General features: G+C 71.3%; 17 protein-coding genes. 8 read left to right on the top strand and 9 right to left on the bottom strand.

Translation table 11 applies throughout. The features are described from left to right. Positions 1–131: 131 nt before the first annotated feature. A complete protein-coding gene (locus tag ACWEEU_RS29475) occupies positions 132–266 on the top strand; it encodes a hypothetical protein (protein ID WP_385751015.1) in 135 nt (44 codons plus the stop codon). A 227-nt stretch (positions 267–493) separates the two neighbouring features. Here the strand turns inward: ACWEEU_RS29475 and ACWEEU_RS29470 are convergent, their stop codons facing one another. Next, positions 494–1,381: a helix-turn-helix transcriptional regulator gene (locus ACWEEU_RS29470; RefSeq protein ID WP_385751018.1), complete on the bottom strand. Its 888-nt coding sequence runs from the start codon at positions 1,379–1,381 to the stop codon at positions 494–496. Positions 1,382–1,517: 136 nt separating this feature from the next. Here ACWEEU_RS29470 and ACWEEU_RS29465 point away from each other — a divergent pair, with 136 nt between their 5' ends. Continuing rightward, positions 1,518–2,372, top strand: a complete 855-nt coding sequence (locus ACWEEU_RS29465) for an NAD-dependent epimerase/dehydratase family protein (RefSeq protein WP_451736533.1) — start codon at positions 1,518–1,520, stop codon at positions 2,370–2,372. Positions 2,373–2,487: 115 nt separating this feature from the next. Here ACWEEU_RS29465 and ACWEEU_RS29460 read toward each other — a convergent pair whose 3' ends face one another. The 3 genes from ACWEEU_RS29460 to ACWEEU_RS29450 all read right to left on the bottom strand — a co-directional run bounded on the left by ACWEEU_RS29460 (position 2,488) and on the right by ACWEEU_RS29450 (position 5,945). Then, the gene (locus tag ACWEEU_RS29460) at positions 2,488–3,366 is read right to left on the bottom strand and encodes a geranyl diphosphate 2-C-methyltransferase (RefSeq protein WP_451736530.1); all 879 of its coding nucleotides are present in this window, start codon (positions 3,364–3,366) and stop codon (positions 2,488–2,490) included. A gap of 67 nt (positions 3,367–3,433) precedes the next feature. Further along, complete coding sequence (locus ACWEEU_RS29455) at positions 3,434–4,486, bottom strand: family 2 encapsulin nanocompartment cargo protein terpene cyclase (protein WP_451736528.1); 1,053 nt, start codon at positions 4,484–4,486, stop codon at positions 3,434–3,436. Positions 4,487–4,502: 16 nt separating this feature from the next. Then, positions 4,503–5,945 carry a family 2B encapsulin nanocompartment shell protein gene (locus tag ACWEEU_RS29450; RefSeq protein WP_451736526.1) on the bottom strand — a complete coding sequence of 481 codons (1,443 nt, stop codon included), beginning with the start codon at positions 5,943–5,945 and terminating at the stop codon, positions 4,503–4,505. Positions 5,946–6,457: 512 nt separating this feature from the next. On the opposite strand from ACWEEU_RS29450, the gene ribB reads away from it, so the two are divergent. From ribB to ACWEEU_RS29435, 3 genes are all read left to right on the top strand, one after another. After that, on the top strand, positions 6,458–7,141 hold the full coding sequence (ribB, locus tag ACWEEU_RS29445; RefSeq protein ID WP_451736525.1) for a 3,4-dihydroxy-2-butanone-4-phosphate synthase: 684 nt from the start codon (positions 6,458–6,460) through the stop codon (positions 7,139–7,141). After that, positions 7,138–7,836, top strand: coding sequence for an HAD family hydrolase (locus tag ACWEEU_RS29440; protein WP_451736522.1), 699 nt, complete (start codon positions 7,138–7,140; stop codon positions 7,834–7,836). Before ribB ends, ACWEEU_RS29440 begins: the two co-directional genes overlap by 4 nt. Positions 7,837–8,100: 264 nt before the next feature. Then, positions 8,101–9,339, top strand: a complete 1,239-nt coding sequence (locus ACWEEU_RS29435; protein WP_451736519.1) for a ricin-type beta-trefoil lectin domain protein — start codon at positions 8,101–8,103, stop codon at positions 9,337–9,339. Positions 9,340–9,454: 115 nt separating this feature from the next. On the opposite strand, the gene ACWEEU_RS29430 is transcribed toward ACWEEU_RS29435, so the two are convergent. After that, the gene (locus ACWEEU_RS29430) at positions 9,455–10,015 is read right to left on the bottom strand and encodes a hypothetical protein (RefSeq protein ID WP_451736517.1); all 561 of its coding nucleotides are present in this window, start codon (positions 10,013–10,015) and stop codon (positions 9,455–9,457) included. Positions 10,016–10,185: 170 nt separating this feature from the next. On the opposite strand from ACWEEU_RS29430, the gene ACWEEU_RS29425 reads away from it, so the two are divergent. Then, complete coding sequence (locus tag ACWEEU_RS29425) at positions 10,186–10,800, top strand: TetR/AcrR family transcriptional regulator (RefSeq protein ID WP_385748677.1); 615 nt, start codon at positions 10,186–10,188, stop codon at positions 10,798–10,800. 205 nt (positions 10,801–11,005) lie between these two features. Here the strand turns inward: ACWEEU_RS29425 and ACWEEU_RS29420 are convergent, their stop codons facing one another. Then, complete coding sequence (locus tag ACWEEU_RS29420; protein WP_451736514.1) at positions 11,006–12,202, bottom strand: FAD-dependent monooxygenase; 1,197 nt, start codon at positions 12,200–12,202, stop codon at positions 11,006–11,008. 130 nt (positions 12,203–12,332) lie between these two features. Between ACWEEU_RS29420 and ACWEEU_RS29415 the strand changes: the two genes are divergently transcribed. Further along, the gene (locus tag ACWEEU_RS29415) at positions 12,333–12,860 is read left to right on the top strand and encodes a MarR family winged helix-turn-helix transcriptional regulator (protein WP_451736511.1); all 528 of its coding nucleotides are present in this window, start codon (positions 12,333–12,335) and stop codon (positions 12,858–12,860) included. A 77-nt stretch (positions 12,861–12,937) separates the two neighbouring features. Here ACWEEU_RS29415 and ACWEEU_RS29410 read toward each other — a convergent pair whose 3' ends face one another. Genes ACWEEU_RS29410 through ACWEEU_RS29400 form a run of 3 tightly spaced genes read right to left on the bottom strand, consistent with a single transcriptional unit; the run spans position 12,938 to position 14,983 of the window. Next, the gene (locus ACWEEU_RS29410) at positions 12,938–14,104 is read right to left on the bottom strand and encodes a BN159_2729 family protein (protein ID WP_451736509.1); all 1,167 of its coding nucleotides are present in this window, start codon (positions 14,102–14,104) and stop codon (positions 12,938–12,940) included. After that, complete coding sequence (locus ACWEEU_RS29405) at positions 14,101–14,703, bottom strand: RNA polymerase sigma factor (protein ID WP_385748687.1); 603 nt, start codon at positions 14,701–14,703, stop codon at positions 14,101–14,103. The genes ACWEEU_RS29410 and ACWEEU_RS29405 overlap by 4 nt, the downstream gene beginning before the upstream one ends. Next, on the bottom strand, positions 14,618–14,983 hold the full coding sequence (locus ACWEEU_RS29400) for a helix-turn-helix domain-containing protein (RefSeq protein ID WP_451736506.1): 366 nt from the start codon (positions 14,981–14,983) through the stop codon (positions 14,618–14,620). The genes ACWEEU_RS29405 and ACWEEU_RS29400 overlap by 86 nt, the downstream gene beginning before the upstream one ends. 220 nt (positions 14,984–15,203) lie before the next feature. Between ACWEEU_RS29400 and ACWEEU_RS29395 the strand changes: the two genes are divergently transcribed. After that, entirely contained in the window at positions 15,204–15,791 is a 588-nt protein-coding gene (locus ACWEEU_RS29395) for a transcriptional regulator (RefSeq protein ID WP_385748693.1), read from the top strand. The last annotated feature ends 33 nt before the right edge of the window (positions 15,792–15,824 follow it).

Genomic DNA, 15,824 nt, shown 5'->3' with positions numbered 1-15,824 from the left:
AACACCAGCGCAAGCATGTGACCTACTACCCCACAACGGAGAAATGCCCGAAATGTGATGTTTTGATGGTGGCGGTGCAGGTCGGGGCGGGAGGCAGTCTACGACCGGCGGTAGGACGTGATCTACCTCCTATGACCACCACCACAACCACACCCCCCAAACCAGCGCCCACCAACCCCTCCCTTGCCGCCGCCGAGCCGCTCGCGAAGGCAGGCGAGCAGGACGCCCAGGGGTGTCGGCGCGAGGGGCAGGGCAACGAGGGTTAGCGCGGCCGGGGTGATGGTGACGAGGACGCCGGTGACCCCGAGCCGAACACCGGGCGCCGATCGCGGCCAGGGATCCGCAGGGCCTCGGCCACACCTGAGGCGCCGGCCCGGCGGTCGTTCGAGCGGAACCCGTGACTGCGGACCGTCATGACGCACCCACCCTCTGCTCATGAACCCGTGCACGGCGGCGTACGAGTGGTCCCCCCTGGGCGGGGTGGCCGGCTATGTCAGGGCTCTGACCGGAAAAGATCATCGGAAGCGCCGGCACCCGCAGACCCGGGCCACAGGTCCTGCAAGCCCACCACCCGCAGCAACTGCAGGCGCTCGTACGACTCCGTGCCCGGGCGGGCCGTGTGGATGACGAGCTGCTGGTTGTGGCCCGAGTTGACGAGGACCTCGCAGTCGAGTTCGAGGATGCCGATCGCGGGGTGCCGGAAGCGCTTCGTGGAGGCGCGGCGGACGGCGACCTCGTGCTCCTCCCAGAGGCGGGCGAACTCCTCGCTGGCTGAGCGGAGTTCGGCGACGAGGGCGGCGGGTTCCGGGTCCGTGGGGCGGGCCGACGCCACCGCGCGCAGGCCGGCCACCTGCTCGCGGGCGCGCTCCGGACGGTCCTCGGGCGGGAACAGCTCCTCGGCCGCCGCGTCCAGGAAGAAGCGGCGGATCATGTTGCGTTCGCGAGGCGGCCGGGCGAGGACGTCCCCGGTCAACGCCCGCGACAGCGCGTTCTGGGCGAGGACCTCGCCGCAGTCGGTCACCACCAGCGCCGGGGTGTCATGCAGCCGGTCCAGCACCAGGAGCAGACCCGGACGCACATGCGTGCCGGTCGCCTCCCGGCGCGGCGGCTCCTCACCGGTGAGGTGGAAGAGGTGGTCGCGTTCGTCCTCCGTCAGGCGCAGGGCGCGGGCCAGCGCGCCGAGCATCTGGCGGGACGGGCGCGGGCCACGGGACTGTTCCAGCCGTGTGTAGTAGTCCACGGACATGCCGGCCAACTGGGCCACCTCCTCGCGGCGCAGCCCCGGCGTACGACGGCGGGCTCCGGCCGTGAGACCCACGTCGGAGGGGGCCAGGCGGGCACGGCCGCGGCGCAGGAAGTCGGCGAGTTCGGCACGGTTCACCTCTCCAGGGTGCGGGACACCGCCTGGCTTATCCAGGGACTGCCGATCCCCTGATGACAAGGTCTCTCCCGTCCCTCCCCCGCTCGGCCGAGGCTGGTGACCGACGACAGGCGACACCGTGCGTGAGGAGCACATCATGCTGACTTTGGTGACCGGAACGACAGGACAGGTCGGACGCCGCTTCGTGCCCCGGCTGCTGGCCCAGCGGCAGCCGGCCGAGCAGGTGCGGGTCCTGGTCCGGGACGCGGCCCGCGGCGAGCGTTTCGCGGAGCTGGGCGCCCAGATCGCCGTAGGGGACATGCGCGAGGAGGAGTCGCTCGGCAAGGCGCTTGCCGGTGTGGACGCCGTCGTGAACGTCGCCGCCTCCTTCCGCGGAGTGCCCGACGAGGAGGCGTGGGCCGTCAACCGGGACGCCGCGGTGGCTCTGGGACGCGCCGCGCGGGCCGCCGACGTGGAGCGGTTCGTGCAGGTCAGTACCGGCAACGTCTACGGCACCGGACGGGGACGCCCGCTGACCGAGGAGGACGAGAGCCGGCCGGGCGGCGAGATGTGGGGCGCGTACCCCGAATCCAAAGCCGAAGCCGAACGCGAACTGCTCGCGCTGGAAGGTCTGGACGTACGCATCGGGCGGCTCCCCTTCGTCTACGGCGAAGGCGACCCGCATCTCGCCAACTCCCTGCACTGGGCCGCCCGCTGGGCCCCGCACCAGCGTCTGCAGATGGCCCACCACGCAGACGTCGCCCAGGGCCTGATGCGTCTGTTGTACGCGCCCGGCATCACCCGCCGGATCTACAACATCGCCGACGACGCCCCCGTCACCACGATCGAGCTGTACCAGCTCAACGGCGTCGAGGTACCCGCCCGACTCCACGAGAACACCGACCCCGACCCCTGGTTCGGAATCATGTCCACCCAGCGCATCCGCCGGGAACTCGGCTTCCGGCCGATCTACCCGAGCGTCTGGACCGCCCGCGACGCCGGAGCCCTGTAACCACCAACAGACCCCCCACAGCACCGAGGACAGCACCGGCAGACCGGGTGTGTACCGATCGGCGCGCGAGGGCGGCGCCCCCACCGGACGCCGCCCCCACGCCGGACCATCCGGGTCAGACCCGGTCGGCCACAATCAGCAGGTACTGGAAGCTGCCATTGCGGTAAGCGTCCAGGAACGCGTCCTCGATGCCCGTGACCAGGTGGTCCGCCTCCTTGCGCAGTTCCCAGTAAGGGATGGTCGCCGCGGTGAGGTCCTCGACATGGACGGGCACCAGACGGTTGCGGGCCATCGCCTTGAAGTACTCCGAGCGCGGATGGATGTCGCAGATGTAGTGCGCGTTGATCAGCGACACCTCGCGTGAGGCCTGCCCGTAGGTGTTGTTGTAGCAGCCGGTGATCGTCACGTACCGTCCGCCGCGGCGCAGCAGCCGGGCGTGCTCGGCGAAGAGCAGGTCCAGCTCGACGTACATCGTGGACTCGTTGTTCCACGACGCCGCGTACGCGCCCGTCTCGAAGCCGGTGTCGAGCATGTTGCGGTGGTGGTAGCGCACCTTGTCGCCGATGCCCCGGGCGCGGGCCTGCTCGTTGGCGAAGTCGCACTGCTTGGCGGAGATGGTGACGCCGTCGGCGTGGCAGCCGTAGCGCAGATGTGCCGTGACGCTGCCTCCGCCGCGCCCGCAGCCCGCGTCGAAGACCCGGTCGGCCGGGGACAGCGGCCCGAGGTGGGCGGCGAGCAGCTCGGCCTGGGCGTGCTCCAGGCGGTGCAGCTCGGCGGTGATCCGCTCCTTGCGCTGGCCCGGGTCGGGCTCGTCGAGGACCGACCGGTCGGCGGCACCGATGCCGTAGTGGTGGTGGTAGAGGTCGTCCACCTTTCCGAGTTCGAGGTTGACCGGGTTCTCCTCGGCGTTCCAGTACTCCGCGACGCGGTGCTGGTACGTGGACTGCGTCGGCACGGCGACGGCCGGTGCGGTCGGGGCGGGGACGGTCGTCAAGGGTGGCTCCTTGTTGCACAGGTGACGGTGTTCAGGGACAGCGGTGACGGTTGCCCGTGAGGGGCCGTCACCAGTAGTCCGGCAGGTGGTAGCGATGGGTGTTGGTCGCGTGCCACTCGTGGTTGCCGGACACCCAGGCGGCGAGCCCCTGGGTGTAGCGCTCCACGAGGGGTGAGCCGGCGGAGAGGAGCGCGGACTCCTCTTCGAAGGCCGCCATGATCCGGTTGTGGATCTCGACCGACTTCAGATAGGCGGCCTTCAGCCCGCGACGGTCGTTGGCCGCGACCACCTGGGGCAGGTTGAGATGGTCGGGGTCGCTGGCCAGTTCCTTGGTGAAGGAGTACAGGTCGTTGACGATCGTCGTGGCGTTGCAGGCCAGGGCGGTGATCCGCTGGATCTCGGGACGGGCGTAGATCTGCTCGGGCAGTTCGTAGCCGTCCACCGCGTCGACGATCGACAGACAGGGGCGGAAGTTGTTGAACTGCCGCATCACGAGGTACTCCCAGACCCGTGGCACGTACCGGGTCTCCGCCCAGGCGGCCTCCGCGAGATAGCCCATGTGGAGGCGGGCGATGTCGTGCACGAACCGGTCCGTCTGGCTGGGGGTGGCGAAGCCGGCGTAGTCGGCGAGGGCGAAGTGGTACGAGCGCAGGGGTCCGTCGGCCCGCACGCCCTCGCGCCACTCCTCTTCCAGTTCCGGGACTCCGTGGTAGGGGTCGACCGCCGACTGGGCCATGATCAGGCGGGCCCCGAGCCCGCGCCGCGCTCCGCCGCGGCCCTCGTCCTCTTCGCAGTAGCAGGAGTCCACGACGTTCTCCGCGAGCAGCAGCTTTCCCGCGACCGTCAGCCGGTCGAGGTCCAGGGCGCCGGGATGCTGGAGGGCGACGGCCCGCCCGAACTGGAAGCCCGAGAAATCTCCCTTCCAGGCTTCGGGGAACAGGTCCAGGCCGCGCGCCCAGGTCTCCAGCCGGCGGTCGATCTCGGCCGCCTTGACCGGGTCGGCGGGTGCGGCCGGGCGGTGGTGCAGTCCGGGGATCACCCCGGTGCGCCGCTCCCGGCGCAGGCTCCGGGCGATGTCGGGCGGGCCGGGCAGCGCGTAGGAGTCGGTGGATGTGCTCATGGCGTGCTCCAGACCGTCACTCGGCCGTCCGGCCGATCTGTACGTTCTCCAGGACTCCCGCCGCGTCGGGGACCAGGATGGCCAGCGAGTAGTAGGCCGTGACGAGGTAGTTGACGATCGCGGCGCGGTCGATGCCCATGAAGCGCACGTTCAGACCCGGTTGGTACTCCTCGGGGATGCCGGTCTGGTACAGGCCGATGACCCCTTGGCTGGCCTCGCCGGTGCGCAGCGCGATGATGCTGCTGGTGTGGTCCTCGGTGATGGGGATCTTGCCGCACGGGAGGATGGGCACACCGCGCCAGGCCGGCACCTCGCGCCCGTCGACGTCGGCGGTGCCCGGCACCAGCCCGCGCCGGTTGCACTGCCGGAAGAACGCCGCGATCGCCTTCGGATGGGCGAGGAACACCTTGGTGCCGCGCCGCATCGTCAGCAGCTCGTCCAGGTCGTCCGGTGTCGGCGCGCCGCTGTGGGTGCTGATCCGCTGGCCGTAGTCGATGTTGTGGAGCAGCCCGAACTCGCGGTTGTTGACCAGCTCCCACTCCTGCCGTTCGCGGATCTCCTCCACGGTCAGCCGCAACTGCTCGGCGGTCTGGTTCATCGGCTCGTTGTAGAGGTCGGCGACACGGGTGTGGACCCGCAGTACGGTCTGGGTGAGCGACAACTCGTATTCACGTGGGGCGAGTTCGTAGTCCACGAAGCCGCCTCGCAGCGTCTCCTCGCCGACGTGACCCGCCTGGACGGGCACCTCGGCCTCGCCCTTGCGGTTCATGGGCCTGCCCTGCCGCTCGGCGTACGCCCGCAGATGGGCGTCGAGGGACGGCACCCGGTCGGTCAGCTCCCGCACGGCCGCCCAGGGCAGCACCAGGACGATGCCGGCGGTCTCCGCCCGGACCGAGGCCGGCCACAGCGGATCGGACTGCCCGACCGCCTCGTCCCCCAGCTGGCCGCCGTCGGTGACGACGCCGAGGATCTCCTCCTCTCCGTACTTGCCGGCCGTGTATCGCGTGAAGCGGCCGTGCACCACCAGGTACGCCTCGGTGACCGGCTGCCCGGCCTCGAACAGCACCTGTCCGGGGCGCACCTCCTGCGGCCGGAAACGGGAGGCCAGCTCCCGCAGCACGTCCAGGTCCGGGTAACCGCGCAGGACCGGCAGCTCGGTCAGCGTCTGCGGCACGACGCGGATGTCGTCCGCGCCGTTCTGCTCGAAGTGCACGCGCCCACGACCGGTGCGCAGTTGGAGCCGTCGGTTGACCCGGTAGGTACCGCCTCGCACGTCCACCCACGGCAGCGACTTCAGCAGCCACCGCGAGGAGATGCCCTGCATCTGCGGTTGCGACTTGGTGGTGGTGGCGAGCTGGCGGGCCGCCCGGGTGCCCAGGCTGGTGGCCTGCCTGTCGGCCGGGGGGCCGGGTTCGGGCCCGTCGACGACGGAAGCGGTGGCGATGTCCGGTGTGGACACTTTCCTCCCATCACAGAGGTGAGCGATTGGCGGCGGATGGCGGTGGTGATCATCGGTGGCGGATGACGGCGCCCGGGAACGCTGGGAGCGACGGTGAACGGATCGGTCGGTGGTGCTCCGGATGCCGGTGTGCTGTGCCAAGCCAAACAGCGCGTGTGATCTACGGATACAGCGCGAAGGGGGCGGATTCGATCTTCGCGTAGCGCAAACCTGCTGTTGGAAGCACTCGGGGTAGCGCCGGTGATCACGCGCCCGTCTTCCGCTTCCGTGCGTGGAGGGGACGTCGTGGCCGGAGAGAAGGGGATGGGGGGGAGACCCTTGGGGGCGGTACGGGGCTTACGTGCCGGCCGGTGCGCGGCAGCGAGGGGTACGTCGCCGCGCCGGTTCCGCAACGCAGTGAGACGGTGGGCGCTGTCCCGCCGAGTGCTGGGCGGGACTGATCCTCAGCTGGTGATCACGGCTCTCGTCGGAAGTCCCTCAAGATCCGTCCGGGGTCTGCCGATAGAGCCAGCATGATCAGTGGATACGAGACCGGGCCGGAAGCCGTGAGCACCGGGGCGGTACCGCGATTGGACCCGGCGCTGGACACGGTGGCGTTCGCTGTCGATCAGCTGCGTGCCGGGCGCCCGGTGATCGTGGTGGACGACGCGGACCGCGAGAACGAGGGCGACCTCGTCATGGCAGCGGAGTTCGCCACCGCCGAAGCGCTGGGCTTCTTCGTGCGCTGGACCAGCGGTCTGATCTGCGCGCCGATGGCGCCGGAGATCGCCGACCGGCTTCGGCTGCCGCTGATGGTCCCCTCCGCTTCCGACCCCGATACCTGCGCGTACACGGTGTCGGTCGACGCGGTCGGTGTCGGCTCCGGGATCTCCGCCGCGGACCGCGCGCTGACCGTACGGACGCTCGCCGACGCCAGTACCGGCCCCGACCAGCTGATCCGTCCCGGGCACGTGTTCCCCCTGCGCGCCCGACCGGGGGGAATCGCGGAGCGGCGCGGTCACACCGAGGCCACCATCGATCTCCTGCGCCTCGCCGGCCTGGCCCCGGTCGGCGTGCTCAGCGAGGTCTGCGAGGACGACGGGTCGACGGCCCGCTTCGACCGGCTGCGGGACTTTGCCGACGAGCACGCCCTGGCACTGGTCTCGATGGAGCAACTGGCGCAGGCGCTGCGCCCCGCCGACCCGGTGCCCGCGTGAACCCAGTGCGCCGGGCAACCGTCTTCGACCTGGACGACACACTCGTCGACAGCGGTGCGGCATGGTCGAGGGTGTGCAGCGCCTTCGCCGCCAGGTACGGGCACGTCTGGAGGGCCGAGGACCATGCCGCGCTGCACGGCAACGGCGGATGGGCCTCCTACGTCGCCGGGCTGTGCGGCGGCGCGGCGAGCGCGGCCGAGGTGGTGGAGTCCTGTACCACCGCGATGGCGACCGAAAGCGCCGAGGGTCGGATCATGGCGTTGCCCGGCGCGCTGGACCTCGTCCGGGAAGCCGAACGCCACGGCCCCGTCGCCGTGGCAACGGCCAGCTCCCGTCGCTACGTCGAGGCGATTCTGCGCGAACTGGGCCTGGCAGAGCGGTTGTACGCCGTCGTCTGCGCCGAAGACGTCACCCACGGCAAGCCCGCCCCGGACGCTTACCTGCGTGCCGCGGCCGGCCTCGGCCTGCCGCCCACCAGTTGTGTGGCCGTGGAGGACTCCCCCAATGGCATCCGCTCCGCGGCCACCGCCGGGCTGCGCGTCCTGGCCATCCCCCGCGCCGGCACTCGTCTCCCCGCCGAGGTGGCCGGACTCACCGTGGTTCAAGCCCCGACCGCGTCCGACGCTCTCCCCCTCTTGGCCCAGTTGCAGACGCTTCGGCACACATCGCCCCCGCCCGCTCCGCTCACCGTCTGAGCGACCGGGAACGCTGCCTCACCACAGGACGCCGTCCTGTGGTGAGGCGGCGTTCGAACACCACCAGGCCGAATCACATGGCCACATCGCGGTCTTGGCCCGGACACTGTCACCCGTTAAGGTCCGGACTGACAACGTTGCCAAGCCGGGTACGGTCCCGCGCTCGTGCCGTGCCCCCTTCCTGTGGAGAACCTGATGCCGGGTCCACATTCGAAGAGCCGCATCCTCGACCGGAGATGGACGCGTGTGATGTGCGCCTTGGGCGTGGCGTTGGTCCTTTCCGTTGCCACGCCCACGACGGCCGCCTGGGCGCGGGCACGGTCCGGGCCCGGCGCCGCCTCGGCCGACGCCGCCGCGGGACTCGGCTACGTCGCGATGGGCAGCTCCTTCGCGGCCGGACCGGGCATCCCGCCGGCGCAGACGGGAAGCGGAGCAGCGGTGTGCGCCCGGTCGGCCGCCAACTACGCCACCATCGTCGCCCGCGGGACCGGGGCAGATCTGACGGACGTCTCGTGCAGTGGCGCGACCACCGCGAACGTGCTGACGGCCAGTCAGTCCGGTCTGCCGCCGCAGGTCCGGGCCGTGACCCCGTCGACCCGGGTGGTCACGGTCACCATCGGCGGAAACGACGTCGACTACCTGGGCAGCGTCAACACCTATTCCTGCCAGACCGGCGGCGGCACCAACTGCGGGACCGTGGACCAGAACGCGATCGACCAGACCTTTCCCAGCCTGGCCGGGCGCATCGAGAACATCGTGAACGCCGTCCACGGCACGGCACCGCAGGCACAGGTCTACCTGGTCAACTACTTCACCATCCTGCCGGACGCCGGGGTGTGCACCGACGTCCCGCTGACGGGCGACCAGGCGGCGTTCGAGCGTGGCATCGCCGCACGCCTGGCGGACGCCACCGCCACCGCGGCCTCCGCCACCGGAGCGACCCTGGTCGATCTGGCGGCCGCCAGCCACGGACACGACGCGTGCGCCGAGAATCCGTGGGTGGAGACGTACCGTCCGGCGGCGGGCCGCTCCGCGTACCACCCCAACGAGGCGGGGATGGCGGCGGCCGCTTCGCTCGTGGAGTCCGCGCTGACGTCCCACGGCCAGGTCGGCACCGCGGTGTTCCGCTCGGGTATCCCGGGCAAGTGCGTCGATGTGCGGAACTCCGGCACGGCCGACGGCACGCGGGTTCAGTTGTACGCGTGCAACGGCACCGACGCGCAGCGGTGGACCTACGTTCCCGGCGCGGGCGGCACGCTGCGGGCGCTGGGCGGCTGCCTCGACGTGAGCGGCGGCGGGACCGCGAACGGGACCAAGGTGCAGCTCTGGCAGTGCAACGGCTCCGGCGCACAGCGCTGGGTGCCCGGCCCCGACTCCTCGCTGGTCAACCCGCAGTCGGGACGGTGCCTGGACGACCCGGCGAGCTCCACCGCCGACGGTACGCAGCTGCAGATCTACGACTGCAACGGCACGGCTGCGCAGCGCTGGGTGCCGGCCGCCTGACACGGGCGCCGATATCTGGGCAGAGGTACGAGCCTCTTGGTCCGCGGTCCGCCACGCTCGCTCTCCGACCGTGCCCGCGCCGATCACCATGACGTCGTACGCGCGGTCGCCCATGTCAGTTCTCCCTGGTGGCACGCCCCAGGCGCAGGGCCGAGACGAGGAAGAAGATGCCGCCCGGGACGGCGTAGCCGACCGCGCCGGTGAGCATGGGATGGTCCGCGCCGGCCGACGCGACGAACGACGCCCCCGCCAGGACCGAGATTCCGCCGCTGAGGATCATCGGCCACTGGCCACCCAGTTCGCGACGGGGGACGGCCACGATGAGCTGGACCAGCCCGGACACGATCGCCCAGGCTCCCCACACGCGCAGCACCGCCGGGATGCCGGACGTACCGGCGATGGCCACGCCGACGGCGGCGGCCAGGCTGACCGCCATGTTCACGTAGAGAAGTGCCGGTGATCCCGTGGTGCGCGACGACCGCGCGTCGACGACGGCCGCACCCACGTCGAACAGCGGATACAGCACGAGCAGGACGATCCCGACCGGACTGAGCCTGGCGGTCATCGTGAACATCACGAGGGCCCAGACGATGGCGAACGCGAACCGGACGAAGTACAGCCGCCGCAGGGCGGACGCCGTACTGGTGATGCCGGATGGAGCGGCAAGGGTGCTCACGATGATCCTTTCGACGGACCTGCGAAGGGCGAGGTGACGCGGGGTTTCCTGCGGTCGGCCTTGTCGCTCGGGACGACCGCCTTCACCGAGAACGAACGTTCTGTTCATCAACATTGGCAAGGGTGCCACGGCTTGTCAAGACCGAACGTTCTACCCTTTAAGATGGCCGTATGGTGCGCAGCGAATCCGAAGGCCGGCCGTCCGAAGCACGGTCCCGGCTGCTCAGGACAGCCAGCCAGTTGTTCTACGCGGAGGGGATCCACAGCGTCGGCGTCGACCGCATCGTCGCGGAAGCGCAGGTGACACGGGCCACCTTCTATCGCCACTTCCCCAGCAAAGAGAGCCTCGTGGTCGCCTATCTGGAAGAGGCCGACCGCACTCTGCGAGGGCAGGCGGACCAGGCTGTCGCTGCCGGGCTTCCAGCGGCCGACACCGTCCGGGCCATCAGCTCGTCCATCGCGCAGGGCATCCAGTCCCCCGGCTTTCGGGGGTGCGCCTTCCTCAACGCCGTCGCCGAGTACCCGGACCCCGAACACCCGGTGCACCTGGCCGTCCTGGCGCACCGCAAGTGGTTCCTCGACACCGTGACGGGACTTCTGGCCGAGATCCGGGAGCAGCCCGCCGAACCCGCCGCCCGCCACTTCGTGATGATGCGCGACGGGGCGATGGCCGCCGGCTGCCTTTTCGACCCGGCTCTGGTGTGCGAGACCTTCCTGCTCGGAGTCGAGGGGCTCCTGAAAGCCCACGCCGCGACGCCCTCCCCCGCCGAGCCGACGGACACCTGAGCGCGGAGCGCCTCCCCGCGCCGCACCGCTGCCTGACTCAGGACCGCGGGGCGGTGAAAGGGCCGTCCTCTGTGTGCCGGTACCCCCGGGCTTCCGATGGCTGGAAGTCGTGGGGGTCCAGCCTGCACCGCCCGTGCGCGGCTGGTCCCGGGGACGGCGTACCGGCCCGCGCGGCTGGGCACGGCACCATGCTGCCGCCCTCCTCTCAGCCTGCCTCCGCGTACTCCGGCAGTCGCAGCGCCGTGCTCGCCGCGCGACCTTCCGCGCCCGTCAGGGCCGCCGTGTCGCGCAGCACGTCGTCGCGGGCGGCGAGCATTTCCGGGGTGCTGGGGGCGACGAAGGAGCCGCCCGTCGTCGCCAGCGCCTGGTTCCGCTCCACGAACTCGCGCGTCAGGCGCTCGTACGCCGCGAACGCCTCCGTGTGGTCGGCGTGGCGGGCCAGTTCGCCCGCCAGGACGTAGGCGCCCACCAGGGAGACGCTCGAACCCTGGCCGGACAGGAACGACGTGGCGTGGGCGGCGTCACCCGCCAGGGCCACCCGGCCGTGGGACCAGGTGGGCATGTGGATCTGGCTCACGATGTCGAAGAACAGGTCCTCCGCCTCGCCCATCGCCTCCACCAACCGGGGAATGTGCCAGACGCGCTCCGGGAACGTCTTGGCCACCAGCGCTCGCTGCGCACCGGGGTCGCGGAAGGCGTCGTACGGCGGCACCTCCTGGGTGAACGTCAGGAAGCCGTGGAGGCGGTCCGACGGTTCGTGGGCGTACAGCACCGCCGCACGACCGGGGGTGTTCCAGATGACGCCCTCGTGGGCCAGGCCGAAGTCGTTGGGCAGGGTGAAACCGGCGAAGGTGTAGCCGAGGTAGCGGTGGAACCGCTCCTCCGGGCCGAAGACGAGGCCGCGGGTGTGGGAGTGCAGACCGTCGGCACCGATGACCAGGTCGAACGTGCGGCGGGTGCCGCCCGCGAAGACCACGTCCACGTCGTCGCCCCGGTCGTCCAGGGTCGCGATGGAGTCGCCGAACAGGAACTCGACCCGGTCGCGTATCGGGGTGTACAGCGCGTCGGCCAGGTCGCCGCGGCGTACCTCCAGGTCAAGGCCCTCCTCGCCGCCGGTCAGGGACTCGGGACGCAGGGAGGCGATGGGGGCGCCGACGGCGTCGACGAAGGACAGCTCGCGGGTGTCGACGTGGGCCTCGCGCAGGCGCGGCAGGAGACCCATGCGGGAGACGACTTCGCGGGCGGTGCCACGGATGTCGATGGCGTAGCCTCCGCCCCGGACCGCGGCAGCCTTCTCGACGACGGTGACATCGAAGCCGTAGCGGTCGAGCCAGTAGGCGAGGGCGGGGCCGGCGATGCTGGCGCCGGAGACGAGGACGGTGCGGTTCGCGGAATGGTTCACTGCGGGGGTCCTTCCCGGACAGACCAAAGATACGTACTTTAGGTATCCTTTTTGGGGGTACAGGCACCCCTGGGACACTTTCGCACCCGAGTGTATAGATACCTAAGTTAGGTATGCAAGTGGAGTTGATGTGAACGCCGAACCATCGGACACGCCGTCGGCGGACGTGCTCGCCGTCGTGCCACGGCTCGCGCAGTTGAGCAACGCCCTCAACCGTGGCCGCCTCGCCGAACGCGCGACCGCGGCCGCCGGGCTCTCGCTCGACCGGCCCGCCATGGGCGTGCTCGTCACCCTCCACATGGCCGACCGGCCGCTGCGCGTCGGCGAGATCGCCGAGCGGATGCAGGTTGTCGGCCCGCACGTCACCCGTCAGGTCCAGGAACTGGAGCGCCGCGGTCTCGTACGGCGCATCGCCGACCCCCACGACCGGCGCGCCAGCCTCATCGAGCCCACCCCGGACGGCGCCGACGCGGCCAACCGCTACGCCGCCTCCCTCGTCGGCTGGTTCACCCAGGCCGTCGCCGACTGGTCCGAGCAGGACCGCAACGACCTCACCCGCCTCCTCGGGCGCCTCGTCGACGACGTCACCGCCCGTATGAACCGCATCGAACAAGACGCCGGGGAAGGCGGAGGAGGGGAATCTCCGGTGGGTGGTTGACCTGGGGGTGCGGCCCTCGGCCCGCCGGCCGGGCCCGGCTCCCCGGCACCGCTCGGGAGCCGGACCCTCCGGCCGCCTCAGGTCAGCGGGCCCCGCGTCGCCACCAGCGTGCCCAGCGGCATCGGCGGGCCGTCCGTGCCCGACAGGGCCAGCAGGGGGGTGCCGTCCTCACCGTCGCGGCCCAGGTAGCGCCACGAGCGGCCATGGCGGTCGGCGAGGGGGCGAGCCAGGTCGTAGACGCGACCGCCGAGACGGTACGGGGTCACCAGCGTGCGGGACGCCTCGTCCAGCAGGCGGGGCACCTCGTGGGCGGTCAGGCGGACCTCCGTGCCCTCGATACGGCCCGTCACCACCTCCGCGTCCCCCACCCGCAACGTCCGCGCGTCCGGCGGCACGCCGATCACCGCCAGCCAGTACTCCCAGTCCGCGAGGCCCAGGGCGTGGATGTGCACCCCCACCCGCTCCGCGTCCGCCGTGATCTGCGTGACCTCGAGACGGCCCGCGCTCTCCACCCGCAACCGCCCCGCCAGCAGCATCGGAGCGCCGGTCCCCTCCCCCGCCTCCGGGGCCGGAAGCATCACGTCCTCGCCGGCGGCCGTCGGCGGCTCGGGCAGCGGGCGTTCCGAGACCGGGCGCGGGGCGGGGGCCGGGTCCTCGGGTGGCGCGGCGGGTGCGTGGCGGCGTGTGTGCGGGAGCGTGATCGCACCCCGCAGCATCCCGGCGGGCGGGGTCGCAACCGGCTCCAGCCGCGCCGCCGGATCGGGCGGTGCCTCCGCGGCGCGCGCCGGGGACATCACGGGTACGGCCGGCTCCGGGACGGCCTCGAAGTCCGGCACCTCGGACGCCACCGGCATCGCCGGGTCCGGTACGAACACGGCCTCGCGTCCCCCTGACACCAGGGGCGACGCCAACTCCGAGACGGCATTCGCCTCTTGGTCCGGTACCCCGGACATGATCGGTGAGACCGCACCGGAGACGAGCCGGACCTCCGGGGCAGACGTCCTCAAGCCGGCATCGGACACGACCCGTTGAAAATGCGCCGGACCCTGACGCGACGTCAGCGCGACCACCCGCTCGGGCGGCCGGTCCAGACGGCCGCCCTCCCCCCGCCCCGCGTCTCCAGGCTCCACCAGCCGTCCTTCCGCCCGGAGTTCGGTCACGAAGGCGCGCGCCACACGAGCCAGCCGGTCGGCCAGTTCCCGCTCGATTCCGGCCGCGCCACTGAAGTCGAAGTCGTCCGTCATGCCGCCGCCCCCGAGTAGGCCTTGCGCAGCGAGCCCAGGGCGCGCCACTGCAGCGTCTTGACCGCGCCGTCCGTCGTGCCCAGCGTGCGGGCCGTCTCGCTGATCGACATCTCGTCCAGGAACCGCAGCCGGATCACCGCCTGTTGGCGGGGGGTGATGCCCGCGAGGGCGTCGAGGAGACCGTCCACGTCGAGGGTGGACAGGACGGTGTCCTCGGCGGTGCTGACCGGGACCGCCCATGTGTCGCCGATGTGCGTGATCTGGTCCACGAAGGTAAGGCGGCGGGTCGCGGCCACCTTGAAGTGGTCGGCGACCACGTGGTGGGCGATGGTGCACAGCCACGCGCGGATCGGGGTGCCCGTCCAGCGGAAGGTGGAGATCTTGGACCATGCCTTCACGAACACGTCGGAGGTGAGGTCCTCCGCCAGGGCGGGGTTGGATCTGACCCGGCGGCCGATGAACGCGGCGACGACACCGCGGTGCGATCGGTACAGCTCGCCGAACGCCTCCGGGTCACCGTGCCGGGCGCGGGTGATGAGCGCCGGCTCCTTGGGGGTGAGGGAGGTGGGGGCGGGGCCGGTCTGGGGGGAAGTGGTCAAAGTCTGCTCCCGGGTCTGTCAGTTGGGTGGCCATCGCGGACGGGGGTGCGCCGGGGGGCTCCTGCGACGGGTGCGGGTCGTCGTAGACGAGGGTGTCCATGCAGACGCCGTAGACGCCGCGCAGCGTCCACAGCGTCGGCAGGCTCGGCTGCTTGGTGCCGGCCGCGAGGCGGTGGAGCGTCGACCTGCTGATGCCGGTGCGCCGTGCCACGTCGGCGACACTCGCGTCACCGAACTCCCCCGCCTTGTCGAGGAGTCTGGTCATATGGAGACGGAGCATGGTCAAACGACCCCCTCAGGGACGTGCGCCGCGCGGCTGGCCCCCGCGCACGCAACGTATGCAAGTTGCCCAACTCACGTGACGCAAGGGCATTCTGATTCGCACACAGATGCGAGATTGACCTCGTGGCCTGCGGAAATGTCGATCTAGGTGCTTGACCTGCGAAAGTGCACGCATGCAACTCACGGGGCCCGTAGCGGCCGCGCGCTACCCTCCCGACATGCGGAGCACGGAGGATCTCCACGGAAGCCGGGGCGGGCGTCAGGCCCAGGCGCGGCGGGTCGGCGCGTACCTCACCGCGGTCGCGACGGCGGCCGGGTACGACGTACGCCGACGGCAGGGCGGGCGGGCGCAGTTGGCGGCCGTGACGGGGCTGAGCCTGACGACGATCAGCCGGACGCTGGACGGCAAGACCCTGCCGTTGCCCGCGCAGTTGGCGACCTGGGCGGCCGTACTGAACCTGGATCACGGCCGGATGCTGATGGAGAGCGGCATCATCCCCGCGCAGCGCGGTCCGCGGGACGCCGAGCGCGGACAGCGGCGGGCGGTGTCCCCCGTGCCGGAGTCCCCCGTCGGGGAAGCGCGTGTCCACGCGCCCCACTTGCACGAGGGGCCCTGCATCGACCCGTTCTCCCCCGCCGTGTTCTCCGCGCTGGCGTCCCTCTCCCCCGACGAGGCGATGAACGCCTGGGGGATCACCGATCCGGTCCTGCGCAGGACGCTGACCGGGAGCATCGTGCAGGCGGTGCAGTTGCAGCGGGAGCTGGACGCGGCGCTGGCCGGGGGGCTGTGGCACGAGGGCGAGTGACACGGGAGACGGCCGGAACCCCGGGTGCGGGGT

Source organism: Streptomyces sp. NPDC005004, from assembly GCF_053600675.1.
This window is presented reverse-complemented; position numbering and strand designations above follow the sequence as displayed.

Excerpts from the sequence above, each read along its gene's own strand:
- ACWEEU_RS29475 (WP_385751015.1), top strand. The coding sequence starts at position 132 with ATGACCACCACCACAACCACACCCCCCAAACCAGCGCCCACCAACCCC.
- ACWEEU_RS29465 (WP_451736533.1), top strand. The coding sequence starts at position 1,518 with ATGCTGACTTTGGTGACCGGAACGACAGGACAGGTCGGACGCCGCTTC.
- ACWEEU_RS29455 (WP_451736528.1), bottom strand. The coding sequence starts at position 4,486 with ATGAGCACATCCACCGACTCCTACGCGCTGCCCGGCCCGCCCGACATC.
- ribB (WP_451736525.1), top strand. The coding sequence starts at position 6,458 with ATGATCAGTGGATACGAGACCGGGCCGGAAGCCGTGAGCACCGGGGCG.
- ACWEEU_RS29425 (WP_385748677.1), top strand. The coding sequence starts at position 10,186 with ATGGTGCGCAGCGAATCCGAAGGCCGGCCGTCCGAAGCACGGTCCCGG.
- ACWEEU_RS29410 (WP_451736509.1), bottom strand. The coding sequence starts at position 14,104 with ATGACGGACGACTTCGACTTCAGTGGCGCGGCCGGAATCGAGCGGGAA.
- ACWEEU_RS29400 (WP_451736506.1), bottom strand. The coding sequence starts at position 14,983 with ATGCTCCGTCTCCATATGACCAGACTCCTCGACAAGGCGGGGGAGTTC.
- ACWEEU_RS29395 (WP_385748693.1), top strand. The coding sequence starts at position 15,204 with ATGCGGAGCACGGAGGATCTCCACGGAAGCCGGGGCGGGCGTCAGGCC.